This is a genomic window from Pseudomonas sp. Pseusp88 (assembly GCF_047303955.1).
GTDB lineage: Bacteria > Pseudomonadota > Gammaproteobacteria > Pseudomonadales > Pseudomonadaceae > Aquipseudomonas.
Genome location: NZ_JBGLYM010000013.1, coordinates 1 through 17,007, shown reverse-complemented (window position 1 = coordinate 17,007; position 17,007 = coordinate 1). Strand labels below are relative to the sequence as shown.

The window sequence follows — 17,007 nt, the reverse complement described above, 5'->3', positions numbered from 1 at the left end:
TTACAATAAGAGAACCCCGATCATGTCTGATTCCGATAAAAAACCCCTGCGTTCTGCCCAATGGTTTGGTACCGCCGACAAGAACGGCTTCATGTACCGCAGCTGGATGAAGAACCAGGGCATCGCCGACCATCAATTCGGCAAGCCCATCATCGGCATCTGCAACACCTGGTCAGAGCTGACCCCGTGCAACGCCCACTTCCGTACCATCGCCGAACACGTCAAGCGCGGCATCATCGAAGCCGGTGGCTGGCCTGTGGAGTTCCCGGTGTTCTCCAACGGTGAATCCAACCTGCGCCCCACGGCGATGTTCACCCGCAACCTGACCAGCATGGATGTCGAGGAAGCCATTCGCGGCAACCCCATCGATGGCGTGGTGCTGTTGACCGGTTGTGACAAAACCACCCCGGCGCTGTTGATGGGGGCGGCCAGTTGTGACGTGCCGGCCATCGTCGTCACCGGCGGGCCAATGCTCAACGGCAAGCATCATGGCAAGGACATCGGCGCCGGCACCATCGTCTGGCAGATGCACGAATCCTATAAAGCCGGGCAGATCAGCCTCGACGAATTCCTTTCCGCCGAAGCCGGCATGTCACGCTCGGCGGGCACCTGCAACACCATGGGAACGGCCTCGACCATGGCGTGCATGGCCGAAGCCCTGGGCACTTCCCTGCCTCATAACGCGGCGATTCCAGCCGTCGATTCGCGCCGTTACGTGCTCGCCCATATGTCCGGCATGCGCGCCGTGGACATGGTTCGCGAAGACCTCAAGCTGTCGAAGATCCTGACCAAGGAAGCCTTCGAGAACGCCATCCGCGTCAACGCCGCCATCGGCGGTTCGACCAACGCAGTGATTCACCTCAAGGCCATTGCCGGGCGCATCGGCGTCGATCTGGAGCTGGACGACTGGACCCGTATCGGCCGGGGCATGCCGACCATCGTCGACCTGCAACCGTCGGGGCGCTTCCTGATGGAAGAGTTCTACTATGCCGGTGGTCTGCCTGCGGTGTTGCGTCGTCTCGACGAAGCCAACCTGCTGCCCAACCCCCACGCCCTGACCGTCAACGGCAAAAGCCTGCGCGAGAACAACCAGAACGCACCTATCTATGGCGACGACGAAGTGATCCGCGCCCTCGACAACCCGATTCGCGCCGACGGCGGCATCTGCGTCCTGCGCGGCAACCTGGCGCCGCTGGGCGCAGTGCTCAAGCCATCTGCGGCAACTCCTGCACTGATGCAGCATCGCGGCCGCGCCGTGGTGTTCGAGAACTTCGACATGTACAAGGCACGCATCAATGATCCGGACCTGGACGTCGATGCCAACTCGATCCTGGTCATGAAGAACTGCGGACCCAAGGGTTATCCGGGCATGGCCGAAGTTGGCAACATGGGCCTGCCCGCCAAGCTGCTGGCCCAGGGCGTGACCGACATGGTGCGCATCTCCGATGCACGCATGAGTGGCACCGCCTACGGCACAGTGGTCCTGCACGTGGCCCCGGAAGCCGCAGCCGGCGGACCGCTGGCGGTGGTGCAGGAAGGCGACTGGATCGAACTGGACTGCGCCAGCGGCCGCCTGCATCTGGAGATTTCCGACGCTGAACTGCAAGCCCGCCTGGCCGACTGGCAGGCGCCGCCGAAGCTGCTCAGCGGCGGCTATCGCCAACTGTATATCGACCATGTGATGCAGGCCGATCAAGGCTGCGATTTTGACTTCCTGGTGGGTAGCCGCGGGTCTGAGGTGCCAAGACACTCCCATTGATTGACGACAGTTGTGGGAGCGAATTCATTCGCGAAGAGGCCGGTAAATTCGATACATCTGCGGCGTCTGGCAGATTGCTTTCGCGAATGAATTCGCTCCCACATAATTCGCTCCTGCCCCGTCCGGTGTTTACTGCACGGCAACTCGCCAGTGCTATCATGCGCCGCATTCCCGCTCAGGATCGACCGCGTCCACATGGATTACCGAAAACCCTCCGACCGTAAAAGCATGCATGCCCGCATCGTTCAGGAAATCGGCATGCAGATCGTCTCCGGCCGTTTCAAGCCCGATGAAAAACTGCCTGCCGAAGCCCTGCTCTGCGAAGAGTATGCGGTCAGTCGCCCGGTCTTGCGTGAAGCTACGCGGGTTCTGGTGGCCAAGGGGCTGGTCTATTCACGGCCACGGGTGGGTACGGTGGTCAAGGCCCGACGCGAGTGGCACCTGCTCGACCCGGACGTGCTGCACTGGGTCATGCAGAGCACGCCGCAGAACGAATTCTTCAACCTGCTGACCAGTGTGCGTGCGGTGATCGAACCGGCGGTGGCCGCCCTGGCTGCGCAACACGCGACCGACGAAGAAGTCGCCAGCATCGCTGAAGCCTACCAACGCATGGAAGCTGCGCCGAACCCGCAAGCCCTGCTGCAACCGGACCTGGACTTCCACAGCCGCATCGCCGATGCCACCCATAACGACCTGCTTGCGCACCTGTGCAACATGCTCTCCCTGGCCCTGCGCGAAGCCCTCAAGCACTCCAACCAACGCCCCAACCTGCACGAACTGGCCCTGCCCCGGCACAAGGCGATCCTCACCGCCATCGAAAATCGCGACGCTCTCGGCGCCCGTCATGCAACCCTGGTGCAACTGGACGATGCGCGCAATGCGCTGAGTGTGGTGTTGGGTCAGGATTTGTCACTGTAGGAGCTGCCGAAGGCTGCGAAAGCGGTATGTCTGACACTCCGACTCGCAGCCTTCGGCAGCTCCTACAGGGCCTCATTCCACATTCAGGTTTGTGTTTGATGGAAGCGATTTTTTCGGCATAAGCCTTATGAAAAATCCGTCCTACCTTTTCCAAAAGTTGTTCTTAGCTATGTTGTTACAGAGCTGAAACGAATATCAGCCCTGTAATGCCGTTTTTTTGACAACCGGTTTACAAGGAGAGGTAGACATGCGCGATTTGACCCCGCTCTACAGTGCCGTCGTTCAGGCGTTGTCGCTGGTTTTGGCAGGTGATGATGAAGCTACGCAGCCCCCGCTGGAGCGAGGCTTGCCCGCGAAGAGGCCGGATCAGGTAATAAACAAGTCGCCTGACCTGACGCGTTCGCGGGCAAGCCTCGCTCCTACAGAATTTGTTTCTGTTACTTCTTCTTGTCCTTGGCAAACGCCGCTTCCAGCGCTTCGTTCAGGGTACGCAGGACCTTGACCCGGGCCCAGCGCTTGTCGTTGGCCTCGATCAGCGTCCAGGGAGCGATTTCGGTGCTGGTGCGGTCTACCATATCGCCCACGGCCTCGCGATACGCAGGCCATTTCTTGCGGTTGCGCCAGTCGTCTTCGGTGATCTTGTAGCGTTTGAAGGGGATCTTCTCCCGAGCCTCAAAACGCTCCAGTTGGGTGTCCTGATCGATGGCCAGCCAGAACTTGACCACCACCACGCCAGCCTCGGTGAGCTGTTCTTCGAAGTCGTTGATCTCGCTATAGGCCCGGGACCAGTCGGCCTGACTGCAAAAGCCTTCGACCCGCTCGACCAGCACCCGGCCATACCAGGAACGGTCAAAGATGGTGAACTTGCCCCGCGCCGGGATCTGCCGCCAGAAGCGCCATAGATAAGGCTGCGCCCGTTCGTCTTCGGACGGCGCGGCAATCGGCACGATGTTGTAGTGACGCGGATCCAGGGCCGCAGCCACCCGACGGATAGCCCCGCCCTTACCGGCCGCGTCGTTGCCTTCGAACACCGCCACCAGGGCATGGCGCTGCATGCGCTTGTCGCGAATGTTGCCGGACAGGCGCGCCTGCTCAGTAATCAGCTGTTCTTCGTAGTCACTCTTGTCCAGGGACAGCGTCATGTCCAGGCTGTCTAGCAGGGTGAATTCACCATGGTTGGCCGCCAATGGCCCCAGGGTCAGGCTGGTCGCCTCGCCCCTGGGCGCCTTCAGGGCTGCCTGCATGCCTTCGAGCAATAACCGACCCACGGTCAGGCTGCGGTAGTAAGGGTCCATGCCTTCGATCACATGCCAGGGCGCGTAATCCCGACTGGTACGACGCAGCACCCGCTCGCCGAAGCGCACGAATTTGTCGTAGGTCTTGGATTGCTGCCAGTCCAGCGGGCTGATGCGCCAACTGTGCAGCGGGTCGTCCTTGAGCATTTTCAGGCGGGCTTTCATCTGTTTTTTGGACAGGTGAAACCAGAACTTGAAGATCAGCGCGCCTTCGTCGCAAAGCATCTTTTCCAGGCGCTCGGCACCATTGATGGCCTGATCCAGCACGGCGTCCTTGAAATAGCCATGAACCCGCCCCTGCAGCATCTGGCTGTACCAGTTGCCAAAGAAAACACCCATGCGGCCCTTGGCAGGAAGCTGGCGCCAGTAGCGCCAGGCGGTGGGATGGGCCAACTCTTCATCGGTCTGCCGATCGAAGGTACGCACTTCGATAAAGCGCGGGTCCATCCACTCGTTGAGCAATTTGACCGTCTCGCCCTTGCCCGCCCCTTCGATGCCATTGATCAGCACGATGATCTGGCGCCCGGCCTGCTCGTGCAGCTCGTACTGGGCATCGAGCAAGGCTTCGCGCAGGGCCGGGACCTCTGCGTCGTAGGTTTCCTTGGCAATGACGTGACCGATTTCAGCGGATTCGAACATGCATGTCTCCCTATCTGGAAACATTGAGACTACTTTATCGGCGCATGGTTTGCCGGTGATGGATCAATTAAAAAACCTTTCACCGGCATATGGCCACTTGGTCAACAGGGCCGGGAGGGGTCGACTATGGGGGAGCGATCTGTGGAAGCGGAGTCATTCGCGAAGGGGCCAATATATCCATCACATTGGCGGCGTCCGGAATAAAGCTTTCGCGAATGAATTCGCTCCCACAGTAGCGCGTGAATACCATCGAATCGGTGGCCGCGGATTCAGCAGGTTTTACGGTGTTTGATGAGAGTCCGCATCCGCTGAGGTAAAGAACAGCTCGCGGATATTTTCCGTCAGTTGCTCCAGCAGTTCATGCTCGGCAATCTCACGGTTGGCCATCACCTCATGGCTGCGCCGCTCATATTCATCCGGATCGCTTTCGCGCAAGTCTTCCAGTGCACTCATCTGCGGCTCGAAGCGAGTGGAGATACGGGCAAAATCGGCGCTGTATTCACTGCGCAGGAACTCGCTCCACTGCCGGTTGGCCACGGCAAAGCCAATGAAATCAGCGCCCTGTTCGCTCGCCAGTACCCGCTGCCTGGCACTTTCCAGCGCCTGCTCGCTGACTTCGGCAATCTTGGCAAAGACCATGCTGTGGGGTTGCCTCGGCAAGTCCAGGGCCTGGGCCAGGCCGATGCGATAAGCCAGACGCACTTCCACATCGTCCACACTAAGCCCCTGGGACTTACGGGCGACGATCTCCTCATCGACGATCTCCTGGATCTGGCTCAGGCGAAACAGGCCGCGCATGACCTTGAGTCGCGCTTCGCTATGGGAGCCCTGCTGCACAGCGGCGTCGAGCAGGGCACGGCGGACGTAGGCCGCTACCTGAACGTCGCTGAATATCAGCCTTATGCCGTCCTGACAGGTCTGGTTGGCGCCGACCATGCGGTCATTGGCGATGGCATTCAGATCCACACGCAGCTGCGCATCCTCAGCAGCCATTTCCAGGACCTGCAGAACATCGTCTCGGAGTTGCGTGCGATAACGGCGGAAATCCTGGGTCTGAGGCAGTTGCTGGGTCAACAGCAGCAGGTCCGGCGCATCATTGGCCCGCTGGATACTGTCCCAAGCGGTGTGCAGGCGGCTGTTGAGTTGCGTCTGACCGGTTTCGTCCCAGATATCCACGCTGGGCATGGGCGTGGTGTGGCCAGAACGCTCGGGACCGGACCAGATCTCCCTGAGGGTATCGGATTCCTCTGAATCGTCGACAAATTCACTGATACTGTCGTCACTGTCGCCGTGGGCATCGAACTCCAGGCGGTACACATCGTCCACACGCCCTCGGGTATTGGCCCAATAACGGCGCAACTCATACTCGTCGAGTGGATTGCCATAGGCCAGGATGGTCATCCGATAGGGAGCATGGCTACCGTTCTGGATGACCTGCAAGGGCAGATTTTCAATATGGTTCGCGCTGATATCCAGCAAGCGCAACCCCAGGTTGTCAGTCCATTGCGGCCATTGCGTCAGCCCCGTACGGTACAGCCAGAGCCGTTCAAGATGGGCATGGTGCACATTGTCCAGTTCGCCAACAAGGGTATTGTTGCCCAGGTCCAGCGACACCAGATTGGGAATCTGCATAAGGCGGTCCATGGTGCTCTGATCGAGGGTCAAGCCTGCGCCGTCCAGTGACAGGTAGGTCAGGTGTTGGAGGGTATGCAGACGCTCGGGCAGCGCAGTAATCTGGCTTCTGACCAGGCTCAGATTGGTGATGGAGGGAAACCGCTCAAGAAAGCCGTCCAGTTGTCCGGCTGTCGCAGTCACCGACTCCAGTGTGATCGAACGGATCTGCCCATAATACTCGGTAAGCTCGGGTAGCCCGGTCAGTTCCTGCATATCCAGATCGCTCAGAAACAGCGCCCGCCTGCCCATGTTCGGCGACGACGGTGAATTGAAGCGCCAGGCATCGATGATCGCATCCGCCGCTTCTCGCCGCAGGGCCGACTGGGCACCGGCTTGCGACGAATCGACCCAGCCATTGAGCGCCGAGTTCAGGGTATCGAGCGCCAGCAAGCGCTCTTGGGTCTCTTGCCAGAGCAGTTCAACCGTCGCACCGTCTTGCAGGCGTGTGCTGACATAGGTCGCCATGTCGCTGGCGAAATCCCCTCGGTCGGCCAGATCCGGATACAAACGGCCATAGGCCGCAATCAACCGCTGCTGCTCGGCTTCACTCAGGCTGGCGACCGGCAGGCCACGGCCACGTCCACTCAGGCGATAGCCGAAACGACCGTCGAGCAAACGGCTCGGCCCCTAAAAGCCGGGTTTGGGCCGTTGTATACCGAGGATTTTTGCCACGCGCAGCCGCTGTGTCGTGGCCTCGCTGACAATGCGCTCACGCAAGGCCACGGCATCCTCCACCGCGTCGCTGAAACCGATGGCCTGGCGCGCCTGCACAGGCAACGCCTGGAGGACCGCCTCGAAGAAGTTGCCCTGCTCGGGAACGCTCTCCTGCAGCGCCCGACCTTGTCCATCAACGGGCTGATAGCGACGGCCGTTCTTGAGCAGGAGCCTGCGCTGGGTCGCCGATCGCTCGCCAATGGCATCCAGCAACGGACCACTGAGCGCGCCGTCGCGTATCTCAAGACGCAGGTTGTTCGGCCAGCCGGGCAAACGCTCGAGCAGATGCAGCGCCAGTTTGCGGGTATCCGGGTGGTCGTCCCTGGACGCCAGGAAAAAGCCTTCCAACGCCTGATTGACCCGTGCCTCCTGCAGATAGCCGCGCACCCGTTCATTGAGCGCCAGAGGAATGCGTTGCGTGATCTGCATCAGCGCCCGTTGCCCGGCATCGGCCTCGGCCAACACCTCTCGGGCGGCAGCAGTGGGCAGGCCGGGGAAGTCACGCTTGAGCAGGACCAGCAGAGGATCGCTGTCCTGCTCGCGCAAGGCGTTCAGGGTGTCGAACAACAGCGTCTGGTTATCCCAACTGACACGGCCGACTTCAAACGCCAGATTCATCGGTGTCGGCGGTCTTCTGGGACTGAAAATCGCCGCTTTCTCATCCTCGCCCAGGGCGTCGAGCACCGCGCTCAGCAGCTTGCCCTGATCGACCCGGGCCTGGCTGACGACGATGGGCCGACCGACGGGCAAGGTCTCGCCTGGCTGGCCAGTCGAGATATGGATGACACGTTCTTTCGGCCAGCCACGTATGGACGGCAGCAGCTTGAGTTGCAGAGTCGGGTCTGCCGATTCAAAGCGACTGCCGTCATTGATCTGCTCGATGAAGGTCGCCACCTGCTGGTCCACCGTGAAACGTCCGATGGTATCTGCCAGCCCCGCAGCAGGCGCCTGGCGGTCCAGATGCAGCACCGCGAGCATGGACGCATCCGTGCCACTGACCCGCATCACTTGCTCGGCCTGAGCTTCAGAGAAGGACGCTACAGGGTGACCCAGGCGCTGGAATGACGTTTTTACATCCCAGGCAGCGGGATACTCACCCTCATGACGCCAGGCACCGGCACCGTTATGCTCAAGCCGGGGCGAAAAGCGCCCACCGCGCGGCGGCTCGACACGCCAGGTGTTCTGTACCGGATCATGACGTACGGAATACCGCCGGCCTTCCAGGGTCAGGTAATGCTTGCCCTGATGGCTGAATATCCCTTCGGCGTTGGGCGCCAGGCCCTGGGGCAGCTCCACGGCACTGGCGAAGGGTGCAAGGTTGGGCGACCACAGACGCACAGCGCCATTATCCAGCGTGACAGGCAGCAGGCTGTCGATGAAAGACGAGGCCTTGAGCGGTGCCAACCGGCTGACCAACTCACTACCGATGACCGACAGGCTGGCCATCATCACGGCGTTCTCCGCCACACTCTCCAGGTGCGCCAGGGCAACATCCATATCACCCTTGCCCCAGGCAGCGATACCCTCGAATACTTCGTAGAGCAACTGCGCGCCAACCACCAGCGCAACCACCTCGCCGAGGCCGGGAACAAATCCCAGTACGGTCAGGGTGCCCTGGGCCAGTTCAGTCAGGCGTGCACGATCGGACGCCTGATCCTTCTCGAAAACCGGCACGGCGGTCAGGCGAGCATCCTCCCTGATGCGCACCAGGGTCGCCGTGGCAAAGTGCGTCGTGACCAGGTCGGTCACCGCCATCAACCTTTGATCCAGGCTGACGTTTTCGTCGAGCACCACCAGGGTCTGGGTGCTGGTCAGCAAGCCGCTGCCGTACTGCTCGGTGCGGGTGATCCTGGTGTTCAGGCGATCCTTGAGCCGCGTCAGGAAGCGCTCTCTCTCGCTCAACTGGACGAAGTTACCAAAGAACTGTCGATATTTTTCGCTTCTGAGCCTCGGGCGAAGCCATCTGAGCACACCCTCGAAAGAGCCATGTTCGGTAAATGGCCATACCGGGTCGCCGGGAATGTACAGGACGCAAAGCTGCGACACAGTGGATTGGAAAACCAGCACGTCCTTGATATGAGTGTGCAGCAGATTCAAGTAGTGAGCCCGGGCTGCGACGTGGACCAGGCCCTCCTCCTCATAAGCCGATGCCGATAGCACCACCAGATAGGCCTCAGGGGAAAGCGTCCCTTGCATACGGGCGATATGCGCCTCTACAAGCATTGCGTTGAGCGCACTGTCATTGAGCGCCTGCCGGATTTCATCGGAGCCAGGCGCACCGGCCATGACTGCCGCAGAAGAAGGCGCAAGCACGCTGGTGAGGTGGGTCTGATACTGTTCGCCCAGATCCAGCTGGCGGCACAACCGCATAAACGCGGCGGCCGACACATTCGGCACATAGGTAACCGGAGCCGCCCCGTCTGGTCGGGCCTTGCGTACGCTGGAAAACCGCTCGCCCTCGGCAACGCTGATCTCTTCGCGGGAGTAATTGCTCAGCGCCGCCTGCAACAAGGTACGTCGACTGATCTGCTCGACGCCGTCGGGCAACTTGCCGCTATCTATCTCTCGCTGATTCTCCAGCCAGGTATTCCTGCGCGCCGGCACCGACACGCCCAGATACCCTTGGCAGCCGGTACATTCCGGCGGACTCAGGCTGGCCTGCCAGATTTCGTCACCGCCAATGTCCAGGCCAGGCCCGAACGCCTCCTGCAGTGCCTGGGTCAGCAGCGGTCTGGCAAACTCGGGCAGGCCTTTGAGGCCACTCAATGCCCTGAGCCGCACCGCCTGCAACTGATGCCCCAAAGCAATATCCCTGCTAAGGCGCTTGCGCATCTCAGAGGATGCATTGACATACCAACCGGGCAACGCGGCCTTGATAAAGTCATGGTGAATATTGGCCGTGGAATTCGTCATGGCTCAACTCCAAGTGATAAAAGAGTGAGCACGTGATCAGCTTTTGCACTGTCGGTGGCTATAGATAGTTAATACAGCCCGCCTCTGTCCGGCGCTGCGCTAATATCAACAGCCCGTACACAAGCTGAGCGCCATCGTGACTATTACCCGCCATGCCCAGATCGATTGGGACGACCAGGGCAATCCCCATTCCCGAATATTTTCCGACGTCTACTTCGCCACCCAGTCAGGGCTTGAAGAAACGCGGCACGTATTCCTCGTCCAGAACGACCTGCACAAGCGCTTCGCCGAACTGCCTTCTGGCGGGCGCCTGGTGATTGGCGAAACCGGCTTCGGCACCGGGCTGAATTTCCTCTGTACCTGGCAGTTGTTTGCCGAGTGCGCACCCGCCGATGCCAGGCTGCATTTCGTCAGCGTGGAAAAATTCCCCCTGAACCAGGCCGACCTGCATCGCGCCCTCGACCTGTGGCCGGAACTGTCGGCATTTTCAGCCCCATTGCTCAAGCAATACGTGGCCGTGCACGACGGCTTCCAGCGCCTGATATTCGATAACGGCCGGGTGACCCTGACCCTGTTGATCGGCGACGCCCTGGAAATGCTGCCGCAACTGGACGGCCAGATCGACGCCTGGTTCCTCGACGGTTTCGCCCCGGCGAAAAACCCGGAAATGTGGACCCCGGAACTGTTCGCCGAACTGGCCCGGCTATGCGCGCCGGACGCAACCATCGGTACCTTCACCAGTACCGGCTGGGTGCGCCGCGCCTTGAACGCCGCCGGCTTCAAAATGAAACGTGTGCCGGGCATCGGCCGCAAGTGGGAAGTGCTGCGTGGCACCTTCGGCGGCTGGCCCGAAGACGTCGAACCATTGCCTGCAACCAAACCCTGGTTCGCCCGCCCCCCGGCCATTGGCGGCCCGCGCAAGGCCATGGTCATCGGTGGCGGCATGGCTGGTTGTACTACCGCAGCAAGTCTGGCGGCACGGGGCTGGCAAGTCAGCCTGCTGGAGCGCCATGACCAACTGGCGCAAGAAGCCTCGGGCAACCCCCAGGGTGTGCTGTACCTCAAGCTGTCGGCCCATGGCACAACCCTGTCGCAATTGATCCTCAGCGGTTTCGGCTACACCCGCCGTCTTTTGGAAAGCCTGCAACGGGGTGTCGACTGGGATGCCTGCGGCGTGCTGCAGCTGGCTTTCAATGACAAGGAACTGTTGCGTCAGGCGCAACTGGCGGCGGCCTTCCCCAAGGACCTGCTGCATCACGTCGAACCCGCCGCCGCCGAACAGCTCAGCGGCATCGGCCTGGACTGCGGCGGCCTGTTCTTCCCCGAAGGCGGCTGGGTACATCCGCCGGCCCTGTGCCAGGCCCAGGCCACGCATCCGAACATTCAGCTGCAATTGCATCAGGAGGTGGTCGAACTGCGCCACGAAGCCGGGCAATGGCAGGCCTGGGACGGCGAACGCCTGATCGACAGCGCCAGCGTCGTGGTACTGGCAGGCGCTGCCGAGATCAAACGCTTCCCGGCCAGCGCCGACCTGCCCCTCAAGCGCATTCGCGGGCAGATCACCCGCCTGCCCCGGACCGAGGCCAGCCAGGCATTGAAAACCGTGGTCTGCGCCGAAGGCTACGTCGCCCCGGCACGCCACGGCGAACATACCCTGGGTGCCAGTTTCGACTTCAACAACACCGATCTGAGCACCACCACCGAAGATCATCTGGGCAACCTGGCGTTGCTACAGGAAATATCCGCCGACCTGAGCAGCCGCCTCGATGCCCAACACCTGCCACCGGAGACCCTGCAAGGCCGCGCCGCGTTCCGCTGTACCAGCCCCGACTACTTGCCCATCGTCGGGCCGCTGGCGGACAAACAAGCCTTCCTCAGCACCTACGCCACCCTGGCCAAGGACGCCCGCCAGGTACCGGACACGCCCTGCCCGTGGCTCGACGGCCTGTACATCAATAGCGGCCATGGTTCCCGCGGGCTGATCACTGCACCGCTGTGTGCCGAACTGCTGGCGGCCTGGCTGGATAACGAGCCGTTGCCGCTGCCCTTGAGCGTGGTCAAGGCCTGTCACCCGAACCGGTTCATGTTGCGGGAGTTGATTCGCGGGGTGTAACCGACGTATCGAGCGCAATTGTGGGACCGGCTTTAGCCGGGAAGGGGCCAGTACATCCAATACCTATTCATGGTCTTGAATATTCGCCTTCCCGGCTGAAGCCAGTCCCACTTGATCTCCTCCATCATCAAATTACCGTTATCCTCATCCATCGCCCCCCAGATCGAGTCGTTCATGCTCCAGGTAACCGGCGTCTTCAAGAACTACGCCACCGCCCAAGGCCCCCTGGCCGTATTGCGCGGTGTCGATTTGCACTTGCAGCAGGGTGAAAGCCTGGCTTTGATGGGCGAGTCCGGCAGCGGCAAGAGCACCCTGCTGCACCTGATCGCGGGTCTTGATCAAGTCGACGCCGGTACTATCGACATCGCCGGGCAACGTCTGGAACGCATGAACGAAGCGCAACTGGCCAACTGGCGGCGCACGGAAATCGGCCTGATCTTCCAGCAGTTCAACCTGATCGGCAGCCTCAGGGTCGAAGACAACCTAGCCTTCCAGGCCCGCCTGGCCGGGCGTTATCAACCGCTGTGGCAGGCCGAGCTGATCGAGCGCCTGGGCCTGAGCGAGCTGCTCAAGCGCTACCCCGAACAGTTGTCCGGTGGTCAGCAACAGCGCGTGGCGATTGGCCGGGCCCTGGCTTCGCGACCGGCTCTGTTATTGGCCGACGAACCCACCGGCAACCTCGACGAAGCCACCAGTGACGAAGTGCTGCAACTGCTTCTCGACCTGCTGGCCAACAGCAGCACCAGCCTGTTGATGGTCACCCACAGCCCACGGGTCGCCGAACGGCTGCAACGTACCGAACTGCTGCACTTTGGCCGGCTGGCCACCCAACCATGAGCGTCCTGTACTGGACCCTGCGCGCCCTGCTCAGCCATTGGCGACGCCATCCGGTGCAATTTTTCAGTGTGCTGACCGGGCTATGGCTGGCAACCGGGTTGCTCACGGGGGTCGAAGCCCTCAACCAGCAGGCCCGGGACAGCTATGCCAAGGCCAGCCAGCTGATCGGCGGCGAGCCGCCGGCCAGTCTGGTCAGCGCCACGGGCAATCCCTTGCCACAGAGCCTGTTCGTCGAACTGCGCAGGGCGGGCTGGCCGGTGTCACCGGTGGTCGAGGGGCATATCACGCTCAAGGATCATCCCCAACAGCGCCTTCGGGTCATGGGCATCGAACCGGTGTCGCTGCCAAAGGGTTCGGCCATTGCCGGACAACAGCTCGACGTCGCCGGGCAAGTCAATTTCTTTCTCACCCCGGGCCGCACCTGGATCGCCCCGCAGACCCTGCAGGAATTGGGTTATCAACCGGGCCAGCAAGTGCAAAGCGAGAGCGGCCAGTCGCTGCCGCCACTACAGGTTCAAGCCGACATGGCGCCGGGCCTGCTGCTGATGGATATCGGTTTCGCTCAACCCTTGCTGGGCATGAATGAGCAACTGACGCGTCTGCTGCTGCCCTCTGCCTTCGCCGTCAATACGCCGCCGTTGCCAGAGGGTTTGCAGTTGAACAAGGGCGGCGAAGAGAACAGCCTGGCGCGGCTGACCGAAAGCTTTCATCTCAATCTCGACGCTCTGGGTTTTCTGTCCTTCGTGGTTGGCCTGTTTATCGTCCATGCCGCCATCGGTCTGGCCCTGGAACAACGTCGGGGCTTGCTGCGCAACCTGCGGGCCTGCGGGGTCAGTGCACGACTGCTGTTAGTTGCATTGATCCTGGAACTGGGCGCACTGGCGGTGCTGGGTGGCATCTTCGGCGTGATCAGCGGCTACCTGTTGGCCAGCGCGTTGCTGCCCGATGTCGCCGCCAGCCTGCGCGGTTTGTATGGCGCGCAAGTCGCCGGGCAATTGAGCCTGAGCCCCTGGTGGTGGCTCAGCGGTATCGGCCTGAGCCTGTTCGGTGCCTTGCTGGCCGGGGCCAATAGCTTGCTGCGCGCCGCGCGCCTGCCCTTGCTGGCGTTGGCCAACGCCCAAGCCTGGCATCAAGCCTATGCCCGTTGGTTGCGACGACAGGCCTGGATCGCCTCGACGGCGGCCGTTGTCGCGGTAGCGGCATTGCTCTTGGGCAACAGTCTGACGGCGGGCTTCGTGTTGATGGCCGCCTTGCTGCTGAGCGCGTCCCTCGGTTTGCCAGTACTGCTCAGTCGCCTGCTCGACGCCTTGCTCGGCCGCAGCCGTTCGGTGCTGGGCCAATGGTTTCTCGCCGACTGTCGTCAACAGCTGCCCGCTCTAAGCCTGGCCCTGATGGCCTTGCTCCTGGCCCTGGCCGCCAATATCGGCGCAGGCAGCATGACATCGGGCTTTCGCCAGACCTTCGGCAACTGGCTGGAACAACGCCTGAGCGCGCAGCTGTATGTCAGCCCGCAAACGCCCGAACAAACGTCGGCGATGCAACAATGGCTGGGCGAGCAACCGGGCATTCAAGCCGTGCTGCCCACCTGGCAAATCCCCCTGACGCTGCAAGGCTGGCCCGCCGATCTTTTCGGCATCATCGACCATCCCCACTATCGCCAGCACTGGCCGTTGCTTGAGTCCGTCGCAGGCGATCCGTGGCAGCAACTCGCGGCGGGCGACAGTGTCATGCTCAGTGAACAGCTGGCCCGGCGCCTGAAAATAACGGTGGGAGACAGCCTGCCGGTTACCTCAGATTGGTCTGCACGTGTCGTCGGCATTTACGCCGATTACGGTAATCCCAAGGGCCATCTGCTGATCAACAACCAACAGTTGCTGCGTCACTGGCCGGATCAGCAGCCCGCGCGTTTCAACCTGCGCCTGGCCCCAGACAACGTGAGCGCAATGATGGATGCCCTGCGCCGGCGCTTCGATCTGGATGACAACCATCTGATCGATCAGCACCGGTTAAAAGCCTGGTCAAGCCAGGTCTTCGAACGCACCTTCGCCGCCACCGCCGCCCTGAACAGCCTGACCCTGGGCGTCGCGGGCGTGGCGCTGTTTATCAGCCTGCTGACCCAAAGCCAGAGCCGCCTCGGGCAACTGGCGCCGCTGTGGGCCATGGGCGTGACTCGGCGTCAGCTCATGCTGCTCAACCTCGGCCAGACCTGGCTGCTCGCCGTGCTGCCCCTGATCCTCGCCCTGCCCCTGGGCCTGCTGCTGGCCTGGTGTCTGGACGCGGTGATCAACGTCCAGGCCTTTGGCTGGCGCCTGCCCCTGCAGATATTTCCCTGGCAATTACTGCAACTGCTGGCCCTGGCCATGCTCGCCACCCTGCTCGCCTCGGCCTGGCCGCTGCTCAAGCTGTACCGCACGCGCCCGGTGGATCTGCTGAGGACCTTTGCCCATGAAGATTAACCGCGCGCTCCTGTGCATCGCGTTGCTGCTCAGCGGTTGCGATGACAAAACCGAGCCGGACCAGGGCTTTGCCGGACTGGGCAATCAGGCCGCCGATTTTGCCCAGGTCGTGCCCGGCAAGGTGCTGGCATTCCCCGCGGATCATGGCCCGCACCCGGACTTTCGCATCGAGTGGTGGTACATCACCGCCAACCTCAAGGACGCCCAAGGCAACGATTTCGGCGTGCAATGGACGCTGTTCCGCAATGCCCTGCGCCCCGGCCCGCAAGCCTCGGGCTGGGCCGACAGCACCCTCTGGATGGGCCACGCCGCCGTCACCTCGGCCACCCGCCACTATGCCGCCGAACGCTACGCACGGGGCAGCGTCGGCCAGGCCGGGGTCAGCCTCGGGCCTTTTAGTGCGCGCGTCGATGACTGGGCGCTCGAAGGCCAGAACGACCTGAGCAACCTGCAACTGCAAGCCAAAGACCCACGCTTCAGCTATCGCCTGCAACTGACCTCAGGCAAGGCGCCGGTGCCACAAGGCCAGCAGGGGTTCAGCCAGAAATCCGAACAGGGCCAGGCCTCGTATTACTACAGCCAGCCGTTCTTTCAGGCGCAGGGACAGCTGGAAATCGATGGCAAGACCTATCAGGTCAGCGGCCCGGCCTGGCTCGACCGCGAATGGAGCAGCCAGCCCCTGACCGCCAATCAAACGGGCTGGGACTGGTTCTCTCTGCACCTGAACGACGGCAGTGAAGTGATGCTCTATCGCATGCGTCAGAAACAGGGGGAGCCGTATGTCACCGGCACCTGGATCAATCCGGACGGCAGCACGCAACAATTAACCGCCGAGGCCGTCAGCCTCAAGCCCGAAAACGAAACCCGCGTGGCCGGGCATCGTCTGCCGACCCGCTGGACGGTGAGCATTCCCGGCAAAGCTGTAGCGATCAGTGTCGAAGCGCTGAACGCAAACGCCTGGATGAACTTGAGCCTGCCCTATTGGGAGGGGCCGGTAAGGCTTACGGGCAGTCATCAGGGCATGGGGTATCTGGAGATGACAGGATATTAAATAGTTACTTTCGCTCACGAAAAAGCCGCTCCAGGACAGGCCTTTCCCTTTATTGCGTACGACGTTTCCGAGACAATCCGCAGCCTCTTGCGTGGGTAAAAATCGCTCTCTAGTCTGCGCCGGTCGCTGAACATCAGTGATCGGGTTTAGCAGCCTGTTTGAGTTGCACCACGCGCGCCGCTATGGCGGCTTTGCGCGGGGCACCCTCGGGTGCGCCGGTTATGGTGCTCTCACCGGTCTGCTAACCCGCGTCAAAGCCGCCACCTTTGTTTGTTTAGCAGCGAGCTGTCGGTGGCTCCCTTTTTAGAGAGAGCATTATGAATAACAACGTTTCCGATCCATCCCTCGCCGCACTGGAGCGATCCCTGCTCCACGCCTCCGACGTCCTGCGCTGCCTCGCCGCCGTCGCCTATGAAACCGGCGACAGCCTCAGCGGCCAGAAACGCGACCTGGCCTTTTCCATGACCCATCTGGTCGATGTACTCAAAGCGGATCTGGACAGCTCACTGGCCTATTTCGAGCCAAAATCTGGAAACCAACCAATGAACTAGAGAGAGAACCCTGTGGGAGCGAATTCATTCGCGAAAGCTTTATTCCGGACGCCGCCAATGTGTTGGATGTACTGGCCCCTTCGCGGA

General features: G+C 61.6%; 10 protein-coding genes. 7 read left to right on the top strand and 3 right to left on the bottom strand.

The features are described from left to right. Positions 1-22: 22 nt before the first annotated feature. Both ACCD02_RS17325 and ACCD02_RS17320 read left to right on the top strand, forming a co-directional pair. Positions 23-1,759, top strand: coding sequence for an IlvD/Edd family dehydratase (locus ACCD02_RS17325; protein WP_413304194.1), 1,737 nt, complete (start codon positions 23-25; stop codon positions 1,757-1,759). A 195-nt stretch (positions 1,760-1,954) separates the two neighbouring features. Next, complete coding sequence (locus ACCD02_RS17320) at positions 1,955-2,677, top strand: FadR/GntR family transcriptional regulator (RefSeq protein ID WP_413304191.1); 723 nt, start codon at positions 1,955-1,957, stop codon at positions 2,675-2,677. A 437-nt stretch (positions 2,678-3,114) separates the two neighbouring features. Here ACCD02_RS17320 and pap read toward each other — a convergent pair whose 3' ends face one another. The 3 genes from pap to ACCD02_RS17305 all read right to left on the bottom strand — a co-directional run bounded on the left by pap (position 3,115) and on the right by ACCD02_RS17305 (position 9,912). Further along, complete coding sequence (pap, locus tag ACCD02_RS17315) at positions 3,115-4,611, bottom strand: polyphosphate:AMP phosphotransferase (RefSeq protein ID WP_413304188.1); 1,497 nt, start codon at positions 4,609-4,611, stop codon at positions 3,115-3,117. A 279-nt stretch (positions 4,612-4,890) separates the two neighbouring features. After that, positions 4,891-6,900, bottom strand: coding sequence for an NEL-type E3 ubiquitin ligase domain-containing protein (locus ACCD02_RS17310; RefSeq protein WP_413304185.1), 2,010 nt, complete (start codon positions 6,898-6,900; stop codon positions 4,891-4,893). 12 nt (positions 6,901-6,912) lie between these two features. Beyond that, positions 6,913-9,912: a dermonecrotic toxin domain-containing protein gene (locus ACCD02_RS17305; protein WP_413304182.1), complete on the bottom strand. Its 3,000-nt coding sequence runs from the start codon at positions 9,910-9,912 to the stop codon at positions 6,913-6,915. A 136-nt stretch (positions 9,913-10,048) separates the two neighbouring features. On the opposite strand from ACCD02_RS17305, the gene mnmC reads away from it, so the two are divergent. The 5 genes from mnmC to ACCD02_RS17280 all read left to right on the top strand — a co-directional run bounded on the left by mnmC (position 10,049) and on the right by ACCD02_RS17280 (position 16,920). Further along, the gene (mnmC, locus tag ACCD02_RS17300) at positions 10,049-12,025 is read left to right on the top strand and encodes a bifunctional tRNA (5-methylaminomethyl-2-thiouridine)(34)-methyltransferase MnmD/FAD-dependent 5-carboxymethylaminomethyl-2-thiouridine(34) oxidoreductase MnmC (RefSeq protein WP_413304180.1); all 1,977 of its coding nucleotides are present in this window, start codon (positions 10,049-10,051) and stop codon (positions 12,023-12,025) included. A 174-nt stretch (positions 12,026-12,199) separates the two neighbouring features. Beyond that, positions 12,200-12,862, top strand: coding sequence for an ABC transporter ATP-binding protein (locus ACCD02_RS17295; protein WP_413304178.1), 663 nt, complete (start codon positions 12,200-12,202; stop codon positions 12,860-12,862). Next, positions 12,859-15,318 (top strand): FtsX-like permease family protein, encoded by a 2,460-nt coding sequence (locus ACCD02_RS17290; RefSeq protein WP_413304175.1) that lies wholly within the window; start codon positions 12,859-12,861, stop codon positions 15,316-15,318. Before ACCD02_RS17295 ends, ACCD02_RS17290 begins: the two co-directional genes overlap by 4 nt. Continuing rightward, complete coding sequence (locus tag ACCD02_RS17285; RefSeq protein ID WP_413304172.1) at positions 15,308-16,369, top strand: lipocalin-like domain-containing protein; 1,062 nt, start codon at positions 15,308-15,310, stop codon at positions 16,367-16,369. Before ACCD02_RS17290 ends, ACCD02_RS17285 begins: the two co-directional genes overlap by 11 nt. Positions 16,370-16,686: 317 nt before the next feature. Continuing rightward, a complete protein-coding gene (locus ACCD02_RS17280) occupies positions 16,687-16,920 on the top strand; it encodes a DUF6124 family protein (protein WP_413304169.1) in 234 nt (77 codons plus the stop codon). The last annotated feature ends 87 nt before the right edge of the window (positions 16,921-17,007 follow it).